The following is a 23,130-nucleotide window of genomic DNA, read 5'->3' on the forward strand; positions in this document are numbered from 1 at the left end:
CCATGCGTGCAACTCTTGCAATTGCTCTGACCCTCGCAACCGCATCTCCGGCCCTCGCTGCTGGCGGTGGCTGGAACCTCGGCAACACCGACTTTGTTGTTGTTCTCGCCTTCCTGCTGTTCATTGGCATCCTGCTCGCTGCCAAAGTGCCGTCCCTGATCGGCAAACAGCTCGACAATCGCGCGGACAGCATCAAGTCGGAACTGGAAGAAGCCCGCGCGCTGCGCGAAGAGGCCCAGACCCTTCTGGCCTCCTACGAGCGCAAGCAGCAGGACGTCCAGGCACAGGCGGAGCGCATCGTCGCCAACGCCCGTGACGAGGCCGCTGCAGCTGCGGAACAGGCCAAGACCGACCTCGCGGCGTCCATCGCACGTCGTCTGGCTGCTGCGGAAGAGCAGATCGCATCTGCGGAAGCCTCGGCCGTCAAAGAAGTGCGCGACCGTGCGATCGCCATCGCCGTCGAAGTTGCCGATCAGGTGATTTCGAAGCAGATGACCGCCGCCGATGCAAACAAGCTGATCGATGCAGCGATCCAGGACGTGGACGCGAAACTGCACTAAGAAGCTGTACATGTGACAAGCAACAGGCCCCGGGGATGCTCCGGGGCCTGTTGCGTTCGTGCTGTATGAAGTTTTTATGAAACCGTGATTTTCGCGATGACCGGTTAACCTTCTTGTGTGACATCAGGTAAATGGAAGACATAGACGTCAAGGCTTGCCCATGTTCCACTCTCGCCCCCTGCATCTGAAGCAGACACGGCCACCCGGGAATGGTGATCGCGATGACGGCGCCCTGGTGTCTTTCTGCGGATTTGGCGCAGCTGTTGGTGGTAAGCCGGTTCTGCGCGACCTGACTTTCGATCTGATGCGCTCAGAGGTTCTTGGCCTCATCGGTCGCGCCGGAGCGGGCAAGACGGCGCTCTTGCGGGCCATGTGCCGCCTGCTTGACGAGGATCGCGGCATCGTCACCACAGGACGCATTCTGTTCGAGGGTGAAGATATTCATCGGCGGTCGTGTGATCTGCCGACATTGCGCCGGCGTCTGGCCTATATGCCCCAGGAGGCAAATCCGTTTCCGGTCTCGATCTGGGACAATATCGCCTATGGGGTGCGCTTGAACCGGGTTGCCACCACCGCGCCTGCGATTTCCGAGGTCGTTGAGGGCGCGCTGCGCCGCTGCTTGTTGTGGGATCAGGTCAAGGATCATCTGCACAGTCTGCGGGGCACTGATCTGCCCATTCATCAACAGCGCCAGCTCTGTCTCGCCCGGAGCATCGCAATCCAGCCGCAGGTGCTGCTTTTGGACCGTCCGACCGGGTCGATCGACCGGATGGAGCTGGAGATGCTGAACCGATTGGTGATGGATCTGAAGCGGGACTACACCCTCGTGATCGTGACGGCCTCGCTCACCGAAACGGCACAGGTTGCCGACCGGGTGGCGTTCCTTGACGAGGGACAGCTGGTGGAGATCGACACCGCAGAGATGATGTTTACGGCCGCGTTGCAGCAGCAGACCCGTGATTTCATCAACAGCACCGCGATGTAAGCGCCCCTAGCGATTGCGTTCGTGCTCCAGCCGCTGCGCTGCGATTTCCGCATTGCGATCCGCGCGGATCTGTTCCTCCAGCGCCTGTTTGACATAATCCAGATGCGCCTCGACTGCGGCTTTGGCTGCGGTGGCATCGCGGCTCTGCAGGGCCGCGTTGATCGCCCTGTGCTGCTCCAGCAGGGCCTCATAGGTGGTGTGCTGACCGAACATGATCCGCCGGTTGTAGAACACACCTTTTCGCAACATGTCGAACATCGAGCGCATCATGTGCAAGAGCACCACATTATGGCTCGCTTCGAGGATCGCGGAATGGAATTGCGCATCGAGTTCCGCCGCAGCCTCGGAGATGCTCGGGTCCCCCGCAAGCTCCATCTTGTCGAAGATCTCCTGGATCACGCCGAGATCGGCGTCGGAGCCAAACCGCGCCGCCCGTTCTGCGGCCATGCCTTCCAGATCCCGACGAAACGACAGGTAGTCAAACACGGCCTCATCATCGCTGGCAAAGAGCTGAATCAGCGCCGGCGAAAACGCCGATCCCAGCACATCGGCCACATATACGCCGGATCCCGCTCGGCTGGCCAATAGGCCGCGGTCCTGAAGCTCTGCCAATGCATCGCGCAGCGAGGGGCGCGACACGCCCAGTCGCTCCGCCAGTTCCCGTTCAGACGGCAAACGCTCCCCCGGGCACAGGATGCCCCGCAGGATCAGTTTCTCGATCTGGCGCACAACCGCGGCAGAGAGCTTTTCGGGCTGAACTTTCTGAAAGGGCATGGGGTCTCGAAGGGCAGCGATTGGTCAAATCATATGACCACCAACCGAGACCGTCTGCAAGATCACGATGGTTGAAATAATAGGTCAGTAGTATTGACTTGTTTTGACCTCTTCGATCAGGTGCAACCAAAGAATTGAAAGGAAGTAACCAAAATGAGTGGAACTGCGCAATTTGCGAAACGAATGAACCGCATGAAAGCTTCGGAAATTCGCGAGCTGCTCAAGCTGTTGGATCAACCGGGGATGCTTTCCTTTGCAGGAGGGATCCCGGATCCGGCGCTGTTTCCTGCCGAGGCCTTCGCCGGCGCGTTTCAAGACGCGCTTTCGCCAGAGCATCAAGCCCAGTCTCTTCAGTATTCCTTGTCAGAGGGGTATCCGCCCCTGCGGCAGTGGATTGCAGCGCATATGGCCGCGCGCGGGATTCCCTGCCCGCCCGAGAATGTCCTCATCACTTCCGGTTCGCAGCAGGCGCTGGACTACCTTGGCAAATTGTTCCTCGATCCCGGCGACACGGCGCTTGTGGGGTGGCCCACCTACCTCGGGGCGTTGGCAGCCTTCAACGCCTATGAGCCACGCTACAGCCCCCTGCGCGCGGGCGAGAACCAATCCCCTGCCGCATATGCCGCAGCGGCCGAGGCCGCAGGCGGCCGGGTGAAGTTTGCCTATGTCAGCCCCGATTTTGCAAATCCCACGGGCGTCACCATGACCCGGGCCGAGCGGCTTGCGGCGCTGGACATGGCCACATCGCTTGACGCCGCTCTGATCGAGGATGCCGCGTATCAGGCGCTGCGCTATGACGGTGAAGAGATCCCGCCGATCCTGGCGCTCGAACTGGCGCAGAACGGTGGCGACCTCGAGGCATGCCGCACCATCTATTGCGGCACCTTTTCCAAGACCCTGTCACCCGGGCTGCGGGTCGGTTGGATTGTCGCAGCAACGCCGGTGATCCAGCAGTTGGTGCTGATGAAACAGGCCGCCGACCTGCATTCGGCCACCATCAACCAGATCGCAACACATCAGGTTGCCCAGCAGCATTTCGAGCCCCATGTTGCCAACCTGCGCGCGGTCTATGTGCGCCGTCGCGACGCCATGTTGGCCGCGCTCGCGGAGCATATGCCAGAAGGCGTGACCTGGACCCGACCCGAGGGGGGGATGTTCATCTGGGTGACCCTGCCGGCCGACGTGGACGCGGCGCGCCTGTTGGAGCAGGCGCTGGAGCAGGAGAAACTTGCGTTTGTGCCCGGACAGGCGTTCTTTGCGGATGGTTCGGGCCAGAATTGCTTGCGCCTGAGTTTCTCCAATAGCAATGAGACTACGATCGCGGAGGGCATGGCGCGTCTGGGCCGAGTGTTGCGCTCGGCGCGGTAAAACCTGGTTATCCACAAGATATGGTGGGGGCACCTGCTTCAAAGTGCCGATTTTGCGTCACGTGCCGTTGACACTCGGCCTGCAAGCCTGATGTGATTTCCGGCAACGGAATCACCAGAAAGGGCGATCTTGCGTTTTTCCAAACTCAGGCTCAACGGCTTCAAGAGCTTTGTCGATCCCACCGACCTGATCATCGCCGATGGTCTGACGGGCGTTGTGGGGCCGAATGGCTGTGGCAAGTCGAACCTGCTGGAGGCGTTGCGCTGGGTGATGGGGGAAACCCGCGCCAAAGCCATGCGCGGCGGTGGCATGGAGGACGTGATCTTTGCAGGCACGGCCTCGCGGTCGGCGCGCAACTTTGCCGAGGTCAGCCTGCAGATCGACAATTCGGAGCGGCTGGCGCCGTCGGGTTTCAACGACGCGGACCAGCTCGATATTGTGCGCCGGATCACGCGCGACGTCGGCTCCGCCTACAAGGCGAACGCCAAGGATGTGCGGGCCAAGGACGTGCAGATGCTCTTTGCCGATGCCTCCACCGGGGCGCATTCGCCCGCACTGGTGCGGCAGGGGCAGATTTCTGAGCTGATCAACGCCAAGCCAAAGGCGCGCCGGCGGGTGCTCGAAGAGGCGGCCGGGATCTCGGGCCTGTATCAGCGCCGGCACGAGGCAGAGCTGAAGCTGAAGAACACCGAACAGAACCTGCTGCGTGTCGATGACGTGATCGAGCAGCTGGCGACGCAGCTGGGACAGCTCGGACGCCAGGCCAAACAGGCGCAGCGCTATCGCGAGATCGGCGAGAAGCTGCGGCTGGCCGAGGGTATGCTGCTCTATCGCCGCTGGCGCGAGGCCGATGATGCGCGGCTTGCGGCAGAGGACGAGCTGCGCACCCGCGTCACCCAGGCCGCCAAGGCGGAGGCGCTGGCCCGCGTTGCTGCCGAGAAACGGGCCAGCGCCGAAGAAGGTCTGCCCCCGCTGCGCGAAGAAGACGCCATCGCGGCTGCCGTGTTGCAGCGGCTGGTGGTGCAGCGTGATGCGCTGTCGGACCAGGAGGCACAGGCACGACAGAATATCGAACGTCTGAACAGCCGCATCCAGCAGCTTGGCAACGACATCGAGCGCGAAGCGGGGCTGAACAAGGACGCCGGTGAAACGATCGAGCGGCTGGAGTGGGAAAAGCGCGAACTGGCCAAGGCGGGGGAAGGACATGACGAGCGTATGACGGAGGCCGCCGAGGTGGCTCAGGAATCCACGTCGATCTTGCACAGCGGCGAAGAACATCTGTCGCAGGTGACGGAAGATGTCGCACGTCTCGCCGCCCGCCATCAGTCTGCGCAACGTCTGGTCGAGGATTGCCGCCGCGCGCTGGAGCGGGCCGAAGGCGAGGGCGCGAAATCACGTGCTGCGCAGGAGGCGGCGCGCGAGGCCCTGACGGCCTCCGAAGCCAGCTATGAGGCCGCCGTCGAGGCTGAGGAAGAGGCCCGCGAAGCCGCCGAAATGGCAGAAGACGCGCTGGCCGAAGCCGATGAGCTGCGTACCGAGACCCAGGCGCAGGAAACCGAAGCGCGCGCCAAACGCTCTGAGGCCGAGGGTGAATTGGGCGCGCTGCGGGCCGAGGTCACGGCGCTTGCAAAGCTGGTCGAGCGTGACGCCGCCGAGGGTGGTCAGGTCATGGATGACCTGCGGGTGACGCCGGGCTATGAAAAGGCCCTCGGGGCCGCCTTGGCCGATGACTTGCGCGCACCGCTTGCGCGCAGCGATGGGCCGACGGGCTGGCTGACCCTGCCGTCCTATGAGCGGGATGCGCCGCTGCCGGATGGGGTGGAGCCCTTGGGCAAATATGTGGACGGCCCAGATGCGCTCTGGCGCCGGATTGGCCAGATCGGAGTCGTTGACCCGGACGAGGCGGCGCGTTTGCAGCCGCTGTTGCAGCCGGGGCAACGATTGGTGACGCTGGAGGGCGATCTCTGGCGCTGGGACGGGTACCGCTCCTGGGCCGAGGATGCGCCCTCGGCGGCGGCGATGCGGCTGGAGCAGATGAACCGGCTGGAGGCGCTGAAGCAGGATCTGGCCCATGCCACCGCCCGCACCGAGGGCGCGCAGGCCGCGCATGAGGCGCTGGTGCGCAAGCTCGAAGAGGTCACGCGCGCCGACCAAGCCGCCCGTCAGGCCCGTCGCGCTGCCGATCAGCGGGTGGCCGACAGTGCCCGCGCCCTCAGCCGTGCGGAGGCGGAAAAGAACCTCGCCGAAGGCAAGCTGGAAAACTTTGGCATCGCGGTGGCCCGCCATGAAGAGGATGCGCTGACGGCCTCCCTGCAGTTGAAGGAGGCCGAGGCGGCGCAGGCGGCCCTTGGGGATCTGTCCGAGGCGCGCGCCAAGGTCGAAGAGATCAAACACGGGGTCGAAGCCGCGCGGATCACCATGCTCACCCATCGCTCGGCGCTGGACGAATTGCGCCGTGAGGGGGAGGCACGGACCAAACGCGCGCAAACTGTGACCAAGGAAATCTCCGGCTGGCGGCACCGACTGGACTCTGCGGGCAAGCGGATTGCCGAGCTGGAAGAGCGCCGCGAGGCCAGTCAGGAGGAGCTTGAGGACGCGATGGCGGTGCCCGGCGAGATCGCCGAGACCCGCGAGGAGCTGAACGAACAGATCACCGATGCGGAAGCGCGCAAGGCAGAGGCATCAGATGCGCTGGTCGCCGCCGAAGCGGTGCTGCGTGAAGCGGTCCACAACGAGCGCGAATGCGAACGCCTGGCGTCTGAGGCGCGGGAGGCGCGGGCCCGGTCCGAAGCCCGCACCGAGGCCGCCCGCGAAACCGTGGAGGCCACCGCCGAGCGTATCGACGAGGTCATGCAGATGGAGCCCGCGGAGCTTTTGGAGCAGCTACAGGTCGCCCCCGAAGACATGCCCAACGCCGAAGAGCTGGAAATCGAGGTGGCGCGCCACAAGCGTCAACGCGATGCGCTTGGCGCGGTGAACCTGCGGGCCGAAGAGGACGCCCGCGAGGTGCAGGAAGAGCATGATACGCTGGTGGCGGAAAAGCTCGATCTGGAAGAGGCGGTAAAGACCCTGCGCGCGGGCATTGCCTCGCTCAACCGCGAAGGGCGGGAGCGCCTGCTGACCGCCTTTGAACAGGTCAACAGCTCCTTTGCGATGCTGTTCACGCATCTGTTCGGCGGCGGCGAGGCGAACCTGCTGATGGTCGAAAGCGACGATCCCCTGGACGCCGGTCTGGAAATCATGTGCCAGCCGCCGGGCAAGAAACTGTCGACCCTGTCGCTGTTGTCGGGGGGGGAACAGACCCTGACCGCGATGGCGCTGATCTTTGCGGTGTTCCTGTCGAACCCGGCGCCGATCTGCGTGCTCGACGAGGTTGACGCGCCGCTGGACGATGCCAACGTTACCCGCTTCTGCGATCTGCTCGATGAAATGTGCCGCCAGACCGATACGCGGTTCCTCATCATCACCCACCACGCCGTCACCATGGCGCGCATGGACCGCCTGTTTGGCGTGACGATGCAGGAAAAAGGCGTCAGCCAGCTGGTGTCCGTGGATCTGAAAAAGGCAGAGGCGCTGGTGGCCTGATTAAAGCGCGTTCAGAAGATCCGGCGTGGGCCAGGCATCCGCCGGCAGGCCCAGGCGCTGTTGTTCCCTTTGCACGGCGAGCCGGGTATTGGCGCCCAGAATACCGTCCACATCCCCCACATCATGCCCGCGGGCTTGCAGGCGGCGCTGGAGTTCCTTCATCTGGTCGCCTGACAGGCCCTGCTCGGAATCTCCGGCATTGTAGACCTGCGCGCCTTCCAGCCGTGTGGCGAAATAGGCGGCGGTCAGAACATAGGTAAAGCTCTGGTTCCACTCGAAATAGATGTCGAAATTCGGATAGGCGAGAAAGGCCGGCCCCTTGTGGCCTTGCGGCAGCAACAAGGAGGCTTTGGCCTCTTTCATCGCAAACCCACCGGACCGCGGCACAACGCCCATCGCATCCCACTCGGAGACGGTTTTCTTATGCGCAGGTCCGGAGGCGGAGACATCCATGCCGGCGGGGATGGTGACCTCTTGCAGCCAGGGCTCATTCGCGCGCCAGCCCAGGTGAGACAGCATCCGCGCGGCCGACATCAGCGCATCGGCGGCAGAGGTCTTGAGCGTGACATGCCCGTCCCCGTCCGCATCCACCCCGTGTTCGAGGATATCGCTGGGCAGCATCTGCACCATGCCGATTTCGCCCGCCCAGGCACCGGTGGTGCGCGCGGGATCAAAGTCGCCTTTGCGATATAGCTCCAGAGCCGAGAAAATCTGCGGGCGGAACAGCTCCGGGCGGCGGCAGTCATGGGCGAGGGTCACCAGCGCGTCGCGCGTGTTGAAATTCCCCTGCACGGCACCGTAGTCGGTTTCGAAGGCCCAGAAGGCCAGGAGCACGCCGCGGTCGATGCCATAGGTCGTCTCGATGCGTTCGAAGATCTTGTCGAATTCCTCCCCCTTGCGACGCCCGCGGATCTGCCGGTCCTGGGAGATCAGCCGACGCGAGAATTCAATGAAGGGTTTCTGGAAGACGCCCTGGGAGCGGTCCGCGCGCAGCACGCTCTGATCCTGGGACACGCCCTTGAAGAAGTTGTTGACAAGATTGATCGCGTAGCCGGCAGAGACCGCCTCGTCCTTGAGGCCGCGCACGAAATTCTGGAAACCGCCTCCGCATTGGGCCGCGACAAGGCTCGGGACGCTCAGCAGGGCGATCAGGGCGGTGCGGTGCAGGACCGCTTTGGGGCTCGGCAGCACGCGCATGGCCATATGTCCTTTGGTCGGATCGGTTTCGCGCTAACGGTATCTAGAATAGCAGCCCCAATGCAACCACTAGAACAAGTGTCAGCCCCCAGGATTTCCAAAGAATTTCGCAGCAGCGCGTGATGTCATGGGCGCCGGCGCTCTTGGAACCGGTTTCATTGACCCAGGCAAAGTCGCGCACCGCGCCATCATAGGATCGCGGCCCCGCCAGTGCCACGCCAAGCGCGCGTGCCATCGCCGCCTCGGGCCAGCCCGCGTTGGGCGAGCGGTGCTTGCGCGCATCGCTGCTGATCATGCCCCAATCCCCGGTCCGGCGGGTGACGATGGCCAGCAACAGGGCGCTCAGCCGGGCCGGGATGATGTTCAGCACATCGTCCAGCCGCGCCGCCGCCCATCCGAATTCCTCATACGCTTCGGTGCGATAGCCGATCATGCTGTCGGCGGTGTTGACCAGTTTATAGATCAACAGCCCCGGCAGGCCGGCGACCAGGAACCAGAAGGCCGGCGCAACAACCCCGTCGGAGAAGTTCTCCGCACCGCTTTCGATGGCGGCGCGTGCCACCTGCGGCCCCGTCATGCTGGCCGTGTCGCGGCTGACGATCTGTGCAACCGCCGTGCGCCCGTCGGTCAGGCCGTGCCGAAGGCCGGCGGCCACCGCACCGACGTGATCGGTCAGCGACCGCTGCGCGATCAGGATAGCAGCGATCAGGACGCTGACCACCGCACCGAGCCAGGACAGTATCCAGCCAAGGAGCAGCCCGGTCAGGACCAGCACGCACACGGCCATGACACCCTTGCCACGCTTGCCTTCTCCATCGTTGAACCCATCATCCAGCGCCTGCACAAGCCGCCCCATCAGCACTGCCGGATGCGGAATGCGGGACCACAGCCATTTCGGCTCTCCCAGGGCGGCATCGATAAGCAGGGCAGGGATCAGCAGCGCGGCGGTGCTCATGTCAGGGCGGTCTCCAGTTGGCTCCAGCGGGACATCGGCGGCAGGCCAAGGCGCAGGAAGCGGGTGGAATAGGGAAAGATGCGGCTCCAGATCCGGGCGCGGGCGAGGCGGTCCTGCCAGGCCTGCGCATCCCCCACGTCATAAAGCCGGAACAGGTCGGTGCCGCCAACGGTCTGAGCTCCGGCCTGTTGCATCAGCTGGTCCAGCCGCGCGGCGGCATCGGCCAGCTCCAGCCGGGTGGTGGCAGCCCAGTCGGGATCGTTCAAGGCGTGTGTGGCAATGCGCAGGGCCGGGCCGGAGACCGCCCATGGCCCCATGGCGGCGCGCAGACCTGCGATCAGTTCCGGATCACCAATGGCAAATCCCAGCCGCAAGCCAGCCAGTCCCCAGAACTTGCCAAAGCTCTTCAGGATCACCGTGCCGGGGATGGTGGCGCGGGCGATCAGGCTCTGATCCGGGCAGATGTCACAAAAGCTTTCGTCGATGATGCAGAAGGGCGCGTTGACCTCTTCGGGCATCCAGAGACGGCCATCCGGGTTGTTGGGATGAACCACCACCTGTGCCTCGGCCGGGCCGGTGTCGAGGATCTGCCAGCCGTTGTGGTCAAAAGCGGCAGCGTGTTCATTGTAGGTCGGCGTGCTGATGCTGACGGTGCGAGCCGGGCGGAGCGCGGGCAGCCGCGCGATCAGGGCGGAGGCCCCCGGTGCCGCAAGAATATCCGCCTCGTCCGGGACCTGCCAGAAGCGGCGGGCCGCGGCAATCAGCGCCTGTTGTGCATCGGCGTCGGGCAGGGCGGTCCAGTCCTCCGCCAGTAGCGGCGGGAGCGGATAGGGCGACGGGTTGATGCCGGTGGAGAGGTCGGTCCAGTCTCCGCGTTGCCCGCCAAAGCGCGCGATGGCGGCGGCCAGGTTGCCGCCGTGGTCTCGCACCGAAGCCTGTTCCGGCAGGGCGGTCGCCGGAACGCTGTCTTCGGCACTGGGGGGGCTGTCTGACATGGCGGAGCGGTCTCTATTCACAGGGTCTCGGGACGATATGCCTCTGACGCCTGCATAAAGCAAGCGCGGCGGGATCCTCCGCCGCGCCTTGTTCGGCCCCGCCGTTAGCCGCGTCCGTGCGGGGCGTCCCAGTCCAGCACCGGGTTGATCGGCAGGATCCGGTGCGGATTGATGGTGTCGTGGCTGTAATGATAGTGGCGCACGATATGCGGCATCACCACCGTCTCTGCCACGCCCGGCATCTGGTAGAGTTCCCGGGTATAGGCCCAGAGGTTGGGGTAGTCGATGATCCGGCGCCGGTTGCATTTGAAATGCAGGTGGTAGACCGGATCGAACCGCACCAGCGTGGTAAACAGGCGCCAGTCGGCTTCGGTCAGCGTATCGCCCATCAGATAGCGGTGCTGGCTCAGGATGTCCTCCAGCCAGTCGAGGCTGTCAAACAGCGGTCCTACAGCTGCGTCATAGGCCTCTTGCGAGGTGGCGAACCCGGCCTTGTAGACGCCGTTGTTCACGGTGTCATAGACCCGCGCGTTCACCGCCTCGATCGGCTCACGCAGCGCCTCGGGCCAGAAATCGCGGGTGTTACCGGTGATGTCGTCAAAGGCGGAGTTGAGCATGCGGATGATCTCCGCGCTCTCGTTCGAGACGATGGTGTTTTCCTGCTTGTCCCACAGCACTGGCACCGTCACACGGCCGGAGTACTCCGGGTCCGCCTTGGTGTAGATCTGGTGCATGTAGTCAAACCCGAAAAGCGTATCGCCGGTTGCGCCCGCCTCGTCGGTTTTGAACTCCCAGCCTTTGTCGAGCATATCGGGATGGACGACAGATAGCGATATGTGGTCCTCCAACGCTTTCAGCTTGCGAAAGATCAGCGTGCGATGCGCCCAGGGACAGGCGTAGGAGACATAGAGGTGATACCGCCCGCTCTCTGCCTTGAACCCGGTCTGACCCGCCGGGCCGGGGCTTCCGTCCGCGCTGAGCCAGTTGCGAAATTGCGATTCGGAGCGCTTGAATGCGCCTCCATGCGATTTGGTGTCATACCAGACATCGTGCCACGTGCCGTCGACCAGCAGTCCCATGATCAGCCCTTTCTTTCCTCGGTTGCTGAGAAGGATAGGGGCGCGGGCGAAGCTCGACCACCTGTGTCGTTGCGCAGCGTCCCTGCGCAGCCGCACAGGTGCCGAGGGGATGGGCAGAGCCCGTGGGGGCGGAGGTCCAAAGCCAGGGCGCGGCATGACCACAACAGTCACATCGGCTCAACGGAACATGCGGTGTATTCACTTGATTTTAGCCAATTTGACGTCACCCTGTAGATCGGTCCTCGTGAGCCGGAGGTTGAGACCATGACCACATATGTACCTAAATCCGTGCAGGATGCGCTGGACAAGGCGCGCCTCCAGGGCATGAAGAAGAAGAATCGTCTTCGCGTGCACGCCGGCGAAGAGATCTATCCGGTGCTGCGTCAATGGGAGAGCGGGTTTTCGGTGGAAGAGGAGACCGTTCCGCAATTGCGCGGCCTTGTGGATCTCTACGATGGCACTCGTCACCTGTCACAGTGCCTGATCGTCGCGTCCGAAGCGGAGGCGGGCGAGATGCGCTATGAGTTCAAGCGCGCAACCGCCGCCGCGGAAACGGCGCCGCTGGATTTCTATCGCGCACCTGATGCGCCAGTTGGATTGTTGGGACACGACCACCTGGGAGACAGCTGACGCCTCAGCGCACCGGGGAAGTGGGATGCAAGGGGGGGAGGCTCCCGCCCATTGGCGCCACGTCCTTTCAGGACCTGACATCAATAGTTGGGCCCCGCGCGCTGCGCGCCCGGTACGGGCGCGCAGCGCGCGAGTCGCTTCGGGCAAAGCCCGAAGCGAAACCCCTCGATATCTTCGTTAGCGCATACAGTGGGCTTGGGAGTGCGCAAAACGTGGCGGTCCGTTTTCAGGTATCGAAACAAGTAGCCCCTGACAGAGGGAATTCCCGCCGGAGGCTGTGTGTTTTGCCACGGGCCCGTAACTGAAGATCGGCAATCCCGTCGGCGACCCTGGTCAGTCTTTCGGGTGATCGCCCCAATGGCATAAACGCCGTCGAACTGTCGCCCAGCCTCAGCATCCATCCAAAGCGGGTGACTGCCGTGGAGCCGTTTCTCCCGATGGTCACCCGCCCGGTGAGCGTCACTGCAAATCGGCAAAGGCCTTTGCCAGTCGCTCGCACGCTTCTTCTACCCGAACACGCTGGGTGCCGAGGTTGAAGCGCAGGAAACTCTCGCCGCCGGTGCCGAATGTGGTTCCGTGGTTGACGGCAATCTTGGCCACCTGTTCCACCCGGCGGGTGAATTCCTCCCGCTCCATACCGGTGCCGGAGAAGTCGACCCAGGCCAGATAGGTGGATTGCAGTTCCATAGAACTCAGGCCGGGGATCGCATTCACCGCCTCGTCAAACAGGGCCTTGTTGGCCGCCAAATAGGGCACCAGCTCCGCGACATAGGACGCCCCCTCGGGCGAGTAGGCGGCCATGGTGGCAAATTCGCCAGCGGTGTTGCCTTGCAGGTAGATTGCCAGCATGCGCCGACGGAAACGCTCGCGCAGGGTCTCGTCCTGGATGATCACCTGGCCGGTGTGCAGGCCGGCAAAGTTGAATGTCTTCGACGGCGCAGTCAGCATGATCAGCCGATCTGCAATGTCGGGGGCGGCCACTGCCATCGGGATGTGGGTATGGCCCTCAAACACCAGGTCGTGGTGGATTTCGTCGGAGATCAGCATCAGGTCGTGGCGCTTGCAGAAGTCGGCAACACCCTGCAATTCCTCCTGCGTCCAGACGCGCCCGCCTGGGTTGTGTGGCGAACACAGGATCACCATCCTTTCCTTGCCGGTCATCTGCGCGTCATAGGCGGCAAAGTCCATCTTGTAGGCGCCGTCTTCCTGCACCATCTGGCATTCCACCACCTCACGCCCGGCAAGGCGGATCACCTTGGCAAAGGCGTGGTAGACCGGGGTGAACAGCACGATGCCGTCGCCTTCATTGGTGAAGGTGTCCAGACACATGCCGACACCGTTCACCAGCCCGGTGGTGGTAAAGATCGCATCGGCATCGACGTGCCAGCCGTGGCGGTTCTCCATCCACCACTGAATCGCCCCCTTGTACTCGGATTCGCAGTTCACGTAGCCATAGATGCCGTGATCGGCCATCGCCCGCATCCGCGCCGACACCACATCCGGCACCGCAAAATCGGTATCCGCTACCCACATCGCCAGACCGTCCTCGGGGGACACACCATAGAGGGGCTCCATCATGTCCCATTTGATGGAATGGGTGTTGCGGCGGTCAATGATCTTGTCGAAATCCATGAAACTCTGTCTCCGTCATGTTTGGCGGGAGGCTAGGGGATCACGCGAGCGCTGCAAAGCCCCTCCAATGTGCTGGTACAAACACAGGGCAGCACCCCGCCGACCGCAGGAACGGACATGAGCCGTTGCGGCGCTGCGGGGATTGTCCTAAAGCGATGGGCCATGAAACGCCCGATCCTGATCCATCCCGACCCGCGTCTGAAAAAGACCGCCGCCGAAGTGCCCGATCTCTCTGACGATCTACGCCAATTGGCGGACGACATGCTGGAAACCATGTATGCCGCGCCGGGAATCGGTCTTGCCGCGCCGCAGATCGGCGTGCTGGATCGCCTGATCGTCCTGGATTGCGTCAAGGAAGGCGAAGGCGATGCGCGCCCGCTTGTGATGTTCAACCCGCGCGTCATTGCTGCGTCGGACGAGACCAATGTCTACGAGGAAGGCTGCCTCTCAATCCCCGAGCAATACGCCGAAGTCACTCGGCCCCGGGTGGTGGATGTGGAATGGCTCGACCGCGACGGCAACCTCCGGAGCGAGACTTTCGACGGGCTTTGGGCCACCTGCGTGCAGCATGAGATCGATCACCTCGATGGTAAGCTGTTCATCGATTATCTGAAGCCGCTGAAGCGTCAGATGATCACGCGCAAGATGCAGAAGCTGAAGCGCGAACGCGCTCGTGGCAACGGATGAGCCTGCTGCCCATCGTCCGGTGGCCCGATCCGCGCCTGGCGACAGTCTGCGCCCCGGTTCAGGCGGATGAGGACCTCTCCACATTGATCGCGGACATGCTGGAGACGATGTATGACGCGCCGGGGCGCGGCCTTGCCGCGCCGCAGGTGGGCGTCCTGAAGCGCCTGTTCGTGATGGATGTGGACTGGAAGACGGGCGCGTGCAACCCGGTTGTAATGGTGAACCCGGAAATCCTCTGGCGTTCGCAAGACGTCGCGCCGGGAGAGGAAGGGTGTCTCTCGATCCCCGGAGTCCTGGCGGAGGTGATTCGCCCCATGCAGATCCGTGTCCGCTGGCAGAACGCCCAGGGCGAGAGCTTAGAAGGTGACTTCGACGGGTTTGCGGCGCGCTGCATCCAGCACGAATACGATCACCTCGACGGTCGCGTGACCTTTGATCATTTGTCGGCTGCGGACCGTGACGCCGTCGAAGCTCGCTATTGCGCGCAAAAGGAGGTTTTGCCATGACCATTCGCCCGTGCCTGCCCTGGCCCGACAAGCGCTTGCGCACTGCCGCAGAAGAGGTGTCGGAGATCACCGATGAGATCCGCGCCATCTGGGACGACATGATCGACACGATGGAGGCGATGCCCGGGGTCGGGCTCGCCGCGCCCCAGATCGGGGTGATGTTGCGGCTGGCGGTGGTGGATGGCTCCTCCGAGCGGGGACGCGCGGTGCGGCTGGCCAATCCTGAGATATTGCACGCGTCGATCGAGCTGCGCGAGCATGACGAAGCCAGTCCCAACCTGCCTGGCGTGTCAGCCCGGATCACGCGCCCGCGTGCGGTCACCGTGCGGTTTCTCAATGAAAACGGGGTGGTGGACCGTCGCGATTTTGTCGGGATCGAGGCCACGTCGGTGCAGCACCAGATCGATCACCTGAACGGCAAGATGTATTTTGACCACCTGTCCCGGATGAAGCGCGACATGCTGATCAAGAAGGCCCGCAAACTGGCGCGCTGAACCGCCTCGGGTCCGCGTTCGTGTCAGAGGGTTTCGTTCAGCGACCCGGCCTGCCCGGCAGGGGCAGGCTGAGACTGGCGCGCGCATGCGCGTCCGCTCTGGTCCCGCTTGATCACCTGCGCTAAGCCTGTTGCCAGTAGCGAACAAACGGGGCGAAAGGGCAGGGTCATGCGGGTTATCTTTATGGGAACACCGGAGTTTTCGGTGCCGGTGCTGGAGGCGCTGGTCGATGCCGGTCACGAGATCGCTGCTGTCTATTGCCAACCCCCGCGCCCGGCCGGCCGCGGCAAGAAGGACCGTCCGACACCGGTGCATGCGCGCGCCATCGAGCTGGGCCTGGAGGTGCGCCATCCGGTTTCCCTGAGGGGAGCGGAAGAGCAGGCGGCATTTGCCGCGCTTGATGCGGATGTGGCCGTGGTGGTGGCCTATGGGCTGATCCTGCCGCAGCCCGTTCTTGATGCGCCCCGGTTCGGGTGTCTCAATATCCACGCCAGCCTGCTGCCGCGCTGGCGCGGGGCCGCGCCCATCCATCGCGCCATCATGGCGGGCGATGCGTGCACAGGCATCTGCATCATGCAGATGGAGGCGGGTCTCGACACCGGGCCTGTCCTGCTGCGTCAGGAAACGGAGATCGGCGCTTCGGAGCTGACCTCTGAGCTGCATGACCGGCTGTCCGAAATCGGGGCGGGATTGATCGTCAACGCGCTCTCGGCCCTGCCGGATCTGGTGCCGGAGGCGCAGCCGGATCAGGGCGTCACCTATGCAACCAAGATCGACAAGGCCGAGGCGCGGATCGACTGGCATGCGCCGGCCATCGAGGTGGATCGCAAGATTCGCGGGCTGTCGCCCTTTCCCGGGGCGTGGTGCGAGGTGGAGGGACAGCGGATCAAGGTGCTGGCCTCGCGGGTCGCGCCGGGCAGCGGGGCCCCCGGCACGGTGCTGGATGAAACCCTGACCGTGGCATGCGGCGATGGAGCGGTGGAACTGCTGCGCCTCCAGCGGGCCGGGAAGGGGGTGCAGGACCGGGAGACCTTCCTGCGCGGGTTCCCGATTGCCATCGGGGCGCGGCTGGGGTCGAAGGAGGAGGAGGCATGATGCTGGCCCTGTTTGGAACAGTGGTGATCGCGGGGATCGTTGGCTATGCGGCGGAACGCAGCGGGTTCACCCACAACGGGATCATCCAGTCGATCATCATTTGTGTTGGCGGAGCATTCCTGTTCTTCTTTCTGCGGCTGATGTTCGGCATCGGCTTTCACGCGCCGGGCTGGAATGCCGTGTTGTCGTCGGTCGGGGCGCTGATCATCGTGCCGTTTCACTGGCGGCGTTGACTGTATTCGGGGCCTGCTGTCCAGGCTGGCTCCCTTCAGACGGTCAAAGACGGGCCGGAAAGAAAGGCAGAAGAATGTCGGTTGTTTTCCTGATTATCATCGGCGCGGCGGCAGGGTTCCTCGCCACGCGCATCATGCGGATCGAGACGGATGTCATCACCACGATTTGCATCGGCATGGCGGGAGCCCTGATCGGGGGGCTGGTGCTGCGCACCCTGCTGGCGGTCATGGGGCTGCTTGCCGGGTTGGTGGGGGCCGTGTTGGGCGCGCTTGCGTTGATCTATCTGTGGCAGAAAATTCAGAACAGGTGAGGCCCCGGATGCGGGGGACGCCTCTGCTCCGGCGGTAAGGTGTTTCGCTTCGGGCTTTGCCCGAAACGACCAGCGCGGCGGCGCGCCCTTGCGGGCGCGCCGCCGCGCTTGGGGCCTCGAGGGCCTGTGTCCCGTTTGCTGCTGCGGTTGCGACGGGGCTGCGGTGCGACACGGGCAGGGGTGCGCTATCGGCGCGGCGGCCGGGGTTTGTAAACGGGCAGATGCCACCCGAAGGCCAGGGATCCGGCGCGGGTTGCCCAGGTCACCGCAGCGCATCCGATCAGGGCGGAGCCTGGTGCCAGCCCGAGCCAGATCAGCGTCACCGCCACGATCGCCCCGGCCATGGCGCAGGAGATGTAGAGCTCTCCCTGTTTCAACACCAGTGGAAGCTCGTTGCAGACCACATCGCGCAACAGTCCGCCGAGGCTGCCGGTTGCCATGCCCATCAACACCACGATCACCGGACCATGGCCCAGCTCCATCGCCGCCCCGGTGCCGGCCGGCACCGCGATCGCCAGGGCAAAGGTGTCGAGCCAGATCACCCAGCGCAGGCGGCTTTCAACCAGGTGGGCGGTGAAGAACACCAGAACGGCAACGCCGGAGGCCAGCAGGATGGGCATCGGATCGCCGACCCAGAAGACCGGATGCCGATCAAGCAGCACATCGCGCACGGTGCCGCCACCCACGGCGGTCAGGCAGGCGATGAAGGCAAAGCCGACGATGTCCAGTTGCGCGCGGCTGGCAACCATCGCCCCGGAGGCCGCGAACACAATGACCGATGCGTAATCGAGAAGGGTCAGAAAGCTCATGCGGTGATCCCCTGTGTGACGGTGTGGCGCAAATGCCCCGGAAGGCTGCGTTGCGGTCGATCACAGTGCAGGCTCTGGCCCGCGCAGCGTGATCGCTATCCCGCAGGCGCCTTGCCGGAGGATTTGAACGGCGCCATGCCCGCGCGGGCCAGTTCATCCGCACGTTCGTTTTCCGGGTGGCCCGCATGGCCCTTGACCCATTCCCAGGTGACATCATGGCGCGCCTGTGCCGCATCGAGGCGCTGCCACAGTTCCACGTTCTTCACCGGCTTTTTGGCCGCCGTTTTCCAGCCGTTCTTCTTCCAGCCGAAGATCCAGCCGGTGACGCCGTTCTTAACATAGGCTGAGTCGGTCACCACGGTGATCTTTGACGGCCGGGCGAGGCTTTCCAGCGCATGGATCGCGGCCAGCAGCTCCATCCGGTTGTTGGTGGTTTCTTTCTCGCCGCCCTTCAGTTCGCGTTCCTTGACGACGGTCTCGCCGTCCATGGCACGCAACAGGGCGCCCCAGCCGCCGGGGCCGGGATTTCCGGAGCAGGCTCCGTCGGTATAGGCAAACAAATCAGGCATGGGCGGTCAGTACGACAAAGGTCTCCTCGGCGCCAGCCAATCCTTGGCCATTTCCGCGCGACACGTTGACGATGGTAAAGCCGAAGAACTCCAGAATATCCCGCAGTTCCTCCTCACGATAATAGGCGTAGAACCGCCCCAGGTCATCACGACCTTCGCCTTCGCCCAGCTTCATGCCAAGGGCCAGGCGGCCACCGGGCTTGAGGGCACGGCGCAGGCGCATCAGGTGGGTGGGGAAATCGTCCCGCGGGGCATGCAGAAGGCTGAAGAAGGCCCAGATGCCATCGAACACACCTTCGACGGCGATGTCCTCGAACTCGGCCACGCTGACCTCGACCCCGTAGGTGGCGAGCGCATAGGCTGCCATCTCGGGCGAGGCATCCACCGCCGCCACCCGATAGCCATCATCGCGAAATCGCGCCGCCCAATGGCCCGGGCCGCAGCCTAGATCCAGGACAGTGCCGCCCGCGGGCAGCCCGGCGACAAAGGCGCCGTAATCCTGTTCGTGGTCGGTGTCCTTGGCGCGGGCAAATCCCTTGGCATAGTCTTCGGCGGCCTTTGCATAGACGGCCATGGTTTCTTCATCGCTCATAGGAATACTCCGACGGACAGGGACAGGACGACAATGGCGGTCAGGAGCACGCGCAACCGCATCCACCAGCCCGGCGTCAGCCGCCAGAGGCTGAACATCATGTCCAGCAGCAGCAGGCCGAGAAACCCCCAGATCAGGTTCATGCCCGCACTGACCGGCCCGCCGCCGGTCATGAAAAACGCCCAGAGTGCCGGGATCACCGACAGGGCGTAGCAGGCCGCCGATTGCAGGCGACCCGAGGCGCGGGTGGCATAGCCCCAAAGCACGCCGGACATGAAGCTGAGGATGACCGAGCCATAGAAAAGCTGCACATAGGGGCCGACAAACCGCGGGCCGAGGGCGCTGCTGCCCCAGCTTTGCAGGGAGGGGATCAGCAGCGTCAACGCGCCCCAGACAAAGGGGATCACCCCGGCCAGCCCAAGGACCAGCGGTGCGGTTGGAATGCCGCGCAGCATCAGGCGCGCTCCATCGCCAGGCGTATGGCCAGAGCGCCAAAAATGGCGGCAAAGCTGCGGTTCAGCCATTTGACCACCCGGTCCGACCCAAGGATCAGGCTGCGGGCCTGGGCGGCGAACAGGCCATAGAGGACAAACACCGCGAAGGTCATCGCCATGAAGACCGCGCCGAGGCTGACCATCTCCTGGGTTGTGCTGGCTGCGTTACCGCTCAGGAACGGCGGCATCAACGCCAGGAAAAAGACCGAGAGCTTCGGGTTCAGGATGTTGATGAGCGCGCCGCGCTGGGCGATCTTGATCCCCGGCTGCGGGTCGGGTTTGGCGGCGGAAACCGACAGCGCGCCATCGGATTTCAGCATTTGCCAAGCGAGATACAGGAGGTAGAGCACGCCCGCGATCTTCACGCCCTGAAACAGAAGTGCCGAGGAATGCAGCACCGCCGCCAGTCCGAGGGTGGCCGCCGCCAGGTGGGGCAGGATGCCGATGGTGCATCCAAAGGCGGCCCAGATCGCCGCCCGTCGCCCGCGACCAAGACCAAGCGCCAGCGTGTAGATGACACCGGTGCCCGGTGCGAGAACGACAACAAAGGCCGTCAGCAGGAATTGCAGGGAAATCAATGAACCGGTTCCTTATGATGCGAATGAGGCGGCAAGAACAAATGCCTCCTCAAGGTAGTCGCAGCGCCCCGGATCGCAAGCCTTTGCGACGATTGCGGTCGTGCAGAGCCGGATCACGCAGCCTGATCACACAGTGGGATCAGGCGGTGCGCAGGGCGCGTGGGACCTTGAATTCCACGTTTTCCACCGCCGTTTCCACCAGTTCCACGGTGACCTCATAGCGGCTGCGGAAGGCGTCGATGACCTCGTTGACCAGCAACTCCGGTGCCGAAGCCCCGGCGGTGATGGCAATGGAGCGAATGCCGTCGAGCGCGCGCCAGTCGATGTTTTCAGCGCGTTGTACCAACTGCGCATAGGTGCAGCCGGCCTTCGCCCCCACTTCGACCAGGCGCCGGGAATTGGAGGAATTCGGCGCCCCCACCACCAGGAGGGCGTCGGATTTCGGCGCCACCGCCTTCACCGCCTCCTGACGGTTGGTGGTGGCGTAGCAGATGTCTTCTTTGTGCGGGCCGATGATGGCGGGAAACCGCTCCTGTAGGGCGGCGACGATGTCCTTGGTGTCATCGACCGACAGGGTGGTCTGGGTGACAAAAGCGAGACGCTCCGGATCGCGCACATCGACGTGGGCCACATCCTCGACGGTCTCGACCAGCAGAACTTCGCCCTCGGGCAGCTGGCCCATGGTGCCGATGGTTTCCGGGTGGCCCTTGTGACCGATCATGATCATCTGCAAGCCCGCCTCGGCATGGCGCTGCGCCTCGATATGGACCTTGGAGACCAGCGGGCAGGTGGCATCGACAAAGACCATCTCGCGGGCCTGCGCGGCGGCAGGGACGGACTTCGGGACACCATGTGCGGAAAAGATCACCGGCCGGTCATCGGGGCATTCTTCCAGTTCCTCGACAAACACCGCGCCCTTGGCCCGCAGTTCGTCGACAACGAATTTGTTGTGCACGATCTCGTGACGCACAAAAACCGGCGCGCCCCATTTCTCCAGCGCCATCTCTACGATCTTGATGGCCCGGTCGACGCCGGCGCAAAACCCGCGCGGCGCGGCAAGATAGAGGGTCAGGGGTGGTTTCTCGGTCATGGATCGACGTTCCCGGGGCAGGCGGAGGACAGGCAGGATGTGCCCCAGAGGTAAGGCCTGTGGCCTGCGAGGTCCAGTGCCAGCGGCATCGCAAGCGCCCAAAAGAAAACACCCGGCGGTTGGGGGCCGGGTGCTTTCCATGTGAGTGGTTGTGAAGGGCTCAGCTGCCTGTCGAGGCAGAGCGTGTCTCGCTCGGAACTTCGCGCGGTGGTCGGCCGATGACTTCGCGCAGCTCTTCAAGCTCGATGAAATTGTCGGCCTGACGGCGCAACTCGTCGGAGATCATTGGCGGCTGGCTGCGGATTGTCGAGACGACCGAAACCCGGACGCCCTGACGTTGCAGGCTGGCGATCAGAGGGCGGAAGTCCCCGTCGCCGGAAAACAGCACGATATGATCGACGCGCGGTGCCAGTTCCATGGCATCGACGGTCAGTTCAATATCCATGTTGCCTTTGACTTTGCGACGGCCCATGCTGTCGGTGTATTCCTTGGCGGGTTTGGTCACCATGGTGAACCCGTTGTAATGGAGCCAGTCCACAAGCGGGCGAATCGGTGAATACTCGTCGTTTTCCAGCAACGCGGTGTAGTAGAAGGCCCGAACAAGCTTGCCGCGCCGCATGAATTCCTGGCGCAGAAGCTTGTAGTCGATGTCAAATCCCAATGCCTTGGCAGAGGCATATAAATTCGAGCCATCTATGAACAGCGCGAGCCGTTCGTCCTTGTAAAACATTTTAAATGTGTCCTTCTGGTGTCGCAGGGACCGGATGTCCGTGAGTGAGTGAAATAAATGCCGATCCTGCGGGTGGACTTAATTTAGGTTATTTGGCACTCCCCGCAAGTGTTAGCTCTTATGGAATTGGGGTCAAGCATGGCCGAAATCCGGTCGTCATTTCTGGTTGCACTCGGCAGCAACCTGCAGAACGCGGGCACCACACCGCTGGAGACTGTACAGGCTTGCCTGGCGGAATTCGCCCCGGCGGGGCTGCAAGTTATTGCAATTTCGAACTTCTATCGCACCCCGTGTTTCCCGGCCGGAGCGGGGCCCGACTATGTCAACGCGGCGGTTGAACTCCGTGCAAGCCTCTCACCGGCGGAGGTTCTGTCGCGATTGCACAAAATTGAGGCACAGTTTCAACGCACCCGGACGCAGAGATGGGGCATGCGGACCCTGGACCTGGACCTGCTGGCGGCAGAGCAACGGATTCTGCCGGATGTGCAGACCTACGAGACCTGGCGGACCTTGCCAGCAGAGCGTCAGCGCCAGGAGGCTCCGGATCAGCTGGTCCTGCCGCATCCGAGGATACAGGACCGCGCCTTTGTGCTGGTACCGCTGGCGGATGTGGCGCGCGACTGGGTGCATCCGATCCTGAACCGCAGCGTCGGGCAGATGCTGGCGGACTGTGATGCGGCGGATCTGGCCGAGGTGCAGGCGCTCTAGCGGGCAATCACGCGAGGTTTTCCTGCAATTGTGAACTCTGTCGACTTGTCAAGTCCGGTGATTCATCATAGAAGCACGTCTTCTGGACCCAGAACTGTATTGGAGAGTCGCCCATGGCCCGCGTGACGGTCGAAGACTGCGTTGACAAGGTTCCCAACCGATTTGAGCTGGTGATGCTGGCCGCGCATCGTGCGCGTGAGATCTCTGCCGGTGCCGAACTCACTGTGGACCGCGACAACGACAAGAACCCGGTCGTCTCCCTGCGCGAGATCGCCGAGGAAACCCAGAGCGCCGACGCCCTGCGCGAACGCCTGATCGAGAGCAACCAGTCTCAGATCGAGGTGGACGAGCCGGAAGAGGATTCCATGGCGCTTCTGATGGGTGGCGAAGCCGACAAGCCGCAAGAAGACGACATGAGCGAAGAAAAGCTCCTGCGGGCCCTGATGGAGGCTCAGGGTCAAGGCTGATCCGGGC

26 protein-coding genes are annotated in these 23,130 nt (G+C 63.6%); 13 read left to right on the forward strand and 13 right to left on the reverse strand.

Annotation, left to right across the window (positions count from 1 at the left end; translation table 11 throughout):
• The first annotated feature begins 2 nt into the window (after positions 1–2).
• Together MHM97_RS11980 and MHM97_RS11985 are read left to right on the forward strand one after the other, a co-directional pair.
• On the forward strand, positions 3–560 hold the full coding sequence (locus tag MHM97_RS11980; RefSeq protein WP_239322586.1) for a F0F1 ATP synthase subunit B: 558 nt from the start codon (positions 3–5) through the stop codon (positions 558–560).
• 160 nt (positions 561–720) lie between these two features.
• The gene (locus MHM97_RS11985) at positions 721–1,545 is read left to right on the forward strand and encodes a phosphate ABC transporter ATP-binding protein (protein WP_239322587.1); all 825 of its coding nucleotides are present in this window, start codon (positions 721–723) and stop codon (positions 1,543–1,545) included.
• 6 nt (positions 1,546–1,551) lie between these two features.
• Here the strand turns inward: MHM97_RS11985 and MHM97_RS11990 are convergent, their stop codons facing one another.
• The gene (locus MHM97_RS11990) at positions 1,552–2,319 is read right to left on the reverse strand and encodes a FadR/GntR family transcriptional regulator (protein WP_239322588.1); all 768 of its coding nucleotides are present in this window, start codon (positions 2,317–2,319) and stop codon (positions 1,552–1,554) included.
• A gap of 153 nt (positions 2,320–2,472) precedes the next feature.
• On the opposite strand from MHM97_RS11990, the gene MHM97_RS11995 reads away from it, so the two are divergent.
• Positions 2,473–3,687 (forward strand): aminotransferase-like domain-containing protein, encoded by a 1,215-nt coding sequence (locus MHM97_RS11995; RefSeq protein ID WP_239322589.1) that lies wholly within the window; start codon positions 2,473–2,475, stop codon positions 3,685–3,687.
• A gap of 129 nt (positions 3,688–3,816) precedes the next feature.
• Positions 3,817–7,272, forward strand: coding sequence for a chromosome segregation SMC family protein (locus MHM97_RS12000; protein WP_239322590.1), 3,456 nt, complete (start codon positions 3,817–3,819; stop codon positions 7,270–7,272).
• On the opposite strand, the gene MHM97_RS12005 is transcribed toward MHM97_RS12000, so the two are convergent.
• The 4 genes from MHM97_RS12005 to MHM97_RS12020 all read right to left on the reverse strand — a co-directional run bounded on the left by MHM97_RS12005 (position 7,273) and on the right by MHM97_RS12020 (position 11,498).
• Positions 7,273–8,469, reverse strand: a complete 1,197-nt coding sequence (locus tag MHM97_RS12005) for a lytic murein transglycosylase (RefSeq protein WP_239322591.1) — start codon at positions 8,467–8,469, stop codon at positions 7,273–7,275.
• 43 nt (positions 8,470–8,512) lie between these two features.
• A complete protein-coding gene (gene cbiB, locus MHM97_RS12010; protein ID WP_239322592.1) occupies positions 8,513–9,424 on the reverse strand; it encodes an adenosylcobinamide-phosphate synthase CbiB in 912 nt (303 codons plus the stop codon).
• Positions 9,421–10,419 (reverse strand): threonine-phosphate decarboxylase, encoded by a 999-nt coding sequence (locus MHM97_RS12015; RefSeq protein ID WP_239322593.1) that lies wholly within the window; start codon positions 10,417–10,419, stop codon positions 9,421–9,423. Before MHM97_RS12015 ends, cbiB begins: the two co-directional genes overlap by 4 nt.
• Before the next feature lie 104 nt (positions 10,420–10,523).
• On the reverse strand, positions 10,524–11,498 hold the full coding sequence (locus MHM97_RS12020; RefSeq protein WP_239322594.1) for a glutathione S-transferase family protein: 975 nt from the start codon (positions 11,496–11,498) through the stop codon (positions 10,524–10,526).
• Between the two features lie 264 nt (positions 11,499–11,762).
• Between MHM97_RS12020 and MHM97_RS12025 the strand changes: the two genes are divergently transcribed.
• On the forward strand, positions 11,763–12,128 hold the full coding sequence (locus MHM97_RS12025) for a hypothetical protein (RefSeq protein WP_239322595.1): 366 nt from the start codon (positions 11,763–11,765) through the stop codon (positions 12,126–12,128).
• Between the two features lie 459 nt (positions 12,129–12,587).
• Here MHM97_RS12025 and MHM97_RS12030 read toward each other — a convergent pair whose 3' ends face one another.
• Complete coding sequence (locus MHM97_RS12030) at positions 12,588–13,760, reverse strand: MalY/PatB family protein (RefSeq protein WP_239322596.1); 1,173 nt, start codon at positions 13,758–13,760, stop codon at positions 12,588–12,590.
• Between the two features lie 162 nt (positions 13,761–13,922).
• Between MHM97_RS12030 and def (MHM97_RS12035) the strand changes: the two genes are divergently transcribed.
• The 6 genes from def (MHM97_RS12035) (at position 13,923) to MHM97_RS12060 (ending at position 17,086) form a co-directional block, all read left to right on the forward strand.
• Positions 13,923–14,447 carry a peptide deformylase gene (gene def, locus MHM97_RS12035; protein ID WP_239322597.1) on the forward strand — a complete coding sequence of 175 codons (525 nt, stop codon included), beginning with the start codon at positions 13,923–13,925 and terminating at the stop codon, positions 14,445–14,447.
• Positions 14,444–14,953, forward strand: coding sequence for a peptide deformylase (gene def / locus MHM97_RS12040; protein ID WP_239322598.1), 510 nt, complete (start codon positions 14,444–14,446; stop codon positions 14,951–14,953). The genes def (MHM97_RS12035) and def (MHM97_RS12040) overlap by 4 nt, the downstream gene beginning before the upstream one ends.
• Positions 14,950–15,447, forward strand: coding sequence for a peptide deformylase (gene def, locus MHM97_RS12045; RefSeq protein ID WP_239322599.1), 498 nt, complete (start codon positions 14,950–14,952; stop codon positions 15,445–15,447). Before def (MHM97_RS12040) ends, def (MHM97_RS12045) begins: the two co-directional genes overlap by 4 nt.
• Before the next feature lie 168 nt (positions 15,448–15,615).
• The gene (fmt, locus tag MHM97_RS12050) at positions 15,616–16,542 is read left to right on the forward strand and encodes a methionyl-tRNA formyltransferase (protein ID WP_239322600.1); all 927 of its coding nucleotides are present in this window, start codon (positions 15,616–15,618) and stop codon (positions 16,540–16,542) included.
• The gene (locus MHM97_RS12055) at positions 16,539–16,775 is read left to right on the forward strand and encodes a hypothetical protein (RefSeq protein WP_239322601.1); all 237 of its coding nucleotides are present in this window, start codon (positions 16,539–16,541) and stop codon (positions 16,773–16,775) included. The genes fmt and MHM97_RS12055 overlap by 4 nt, the downstream gene beginning before the upstream one ends.
• A 74-nt stretch (positions 16,776–16,849) precedes the next feature.
• Complete coding sequence (locus MHM97_RS12060) at positions 16,850–17,086, forward strand: GlsB/YeaQ/YmgE family stress response membrane protein (RefSeq protein ID WP_239322602.1); 237 nt, start codon at positions 16,850–16,852, stop codon at positions 17,084–17,086.
• 185 nt (positions 17,087–17,271) lie between these two features.
• Here MHM97_RS12060 and MHM97_RS12065 read toward each other — a convergent pair whose 3' ends face one another.
• The 7 genes from MHM97_RS12065 to MHM97_RS12095 all read right to left on the reverse strand — a co-directional run bounded on the left by MHM97_RS12065 (position 17,272) and on the right by MHM97_RS12095 (position 21,948).
• The gene (locus tag MHM97_RS12065; protein WP_239322603.1) at positions 17,272–17,895 is read right to left on the reverse strand and encodes a trimeric intracellular cation channel family protein; all 624 of its coding nucleotides are present in this window, start codon (positions 17,893–17,895) and stop codon (positions 17,272–17,274) included.
• Between the two features lie 95 nt (positions 17,896–17,990).
• The gene (gene rnhA / locus MHM97_RS12070; RefSeq protein ID WP_239322604.1) at positions 17,991–18,464 is read right to left on the reverse strand and encodes a ribonuclease HI; all 474 of its coding nucleotides are present in this window, start codon (positions 18,462–18,464) and stop codon (positions 17,991–17,993) included.
• A complete protein-coding gene (locus MHM97_RS12075) occupies positions 18,457–19,056 on the reverse strand; it encodes a class I SAM-dependent methyltransferase (RefSeq protein WP_239322605.1) in 600 nt (199 codons plus the stop codon). Before MHM97_RS12075 ends, rnhA begins: the two co-directional genes overlap by 8 nt.
• On the reverse strand, positions 19,053–19,511 hold the full coding sequence (locus tag MHM97_RS12080) for a DUF3429 domain-containing protein (RefSeq protein ID WP_239322606.1): 459 nt from the start codon (positions 19,509–19,511) through the stop codon (positions 19,053–19,055). The genes MHM97_RS12075 and MHM97_RS12080 overlap by 4 nt, the downstream gene beginning before the upstream one ends.
• Positions 19,511–20,128: a LysE family translocator gene (locus tag MHM97_RS12085; protein WP_239322607.1), complete on the reverse strand. Its 618-nt coding sequence runs from the start codon at positions 20,126–20,128 to the stop codon at positions 19,511–19,513. The genes MHM97_RS12080 and MHM97_RS12085 overlap by 1 nt, the downstream gene beginning before the upstream one ends.
• A gap of 139 nt (positions 20,129–20,267) precedes the next feature.
• Positions 20,268–21,218, reverse strand: a complete 951-nt coding sequence (gene ispH, locus MHM97_RS12090; RefSeq protein ID WP_239322608.1) for a 4-hydroxy-3-methylbut-2-enyl diphosphate reductase — start codon at positions 21,216–21,218, stop codon at positions 20,268–20,270.
• Between the two features lie 160 nt (positions 21,219–21,378).
• Complete coding sequence (locus tag MHM97_RS12095; RefSeq protein ID WP_239322609.1) at positions 21,379–21,948, reverse strand: LabA-like NYN domain-containing protein; 570 nt, start codon at positions 21,946–21,948, stop codon at positions 21,379–21,381.
• Between the two features lie 138 nt (positions 21,949–22,086).
• On the opposite strand from MHM97_RS12095, the gene folK reads away from it, so the two are divergent.
• On the forward strand, positions 22,087–22,656 hold the full coding sequence (gene folK / locus MHM97_RS12100) for a 2-amino-4-hydroxy-6-hydroxymethyldihydropteridine diphosphokinase (protein WP_239322610.1): 570 nt from the start codon (positions 22,087–22,089) through the stop codon (positions 22,654–22,656).
• Positions 22,657–22,769: 113 nt separating this feature from the next.
• A complete protein-coding gene (gene rpoZ / locus MHM97_RS12105) occupies positions 22,770–23,123 on the forward strand; it encodes a DNA-directed RNA polymerase subunit omega (protein WP_005615037.1) in 354 nt (117 codons plus the stop codon).
• Positions 23,124–23,130 lie beyond the last annotated feature (7 nt).

The organism is Epibacterium sp. Ofav1-8, assembly GCF_022348185.1.
In the GTDB taxonomy this organism is placed as follows: Bacteria; Pseudomonadota; Alphaproteobacteria; order Rhodobacterales; family Rhodobacteraceae; genus Epibacterium.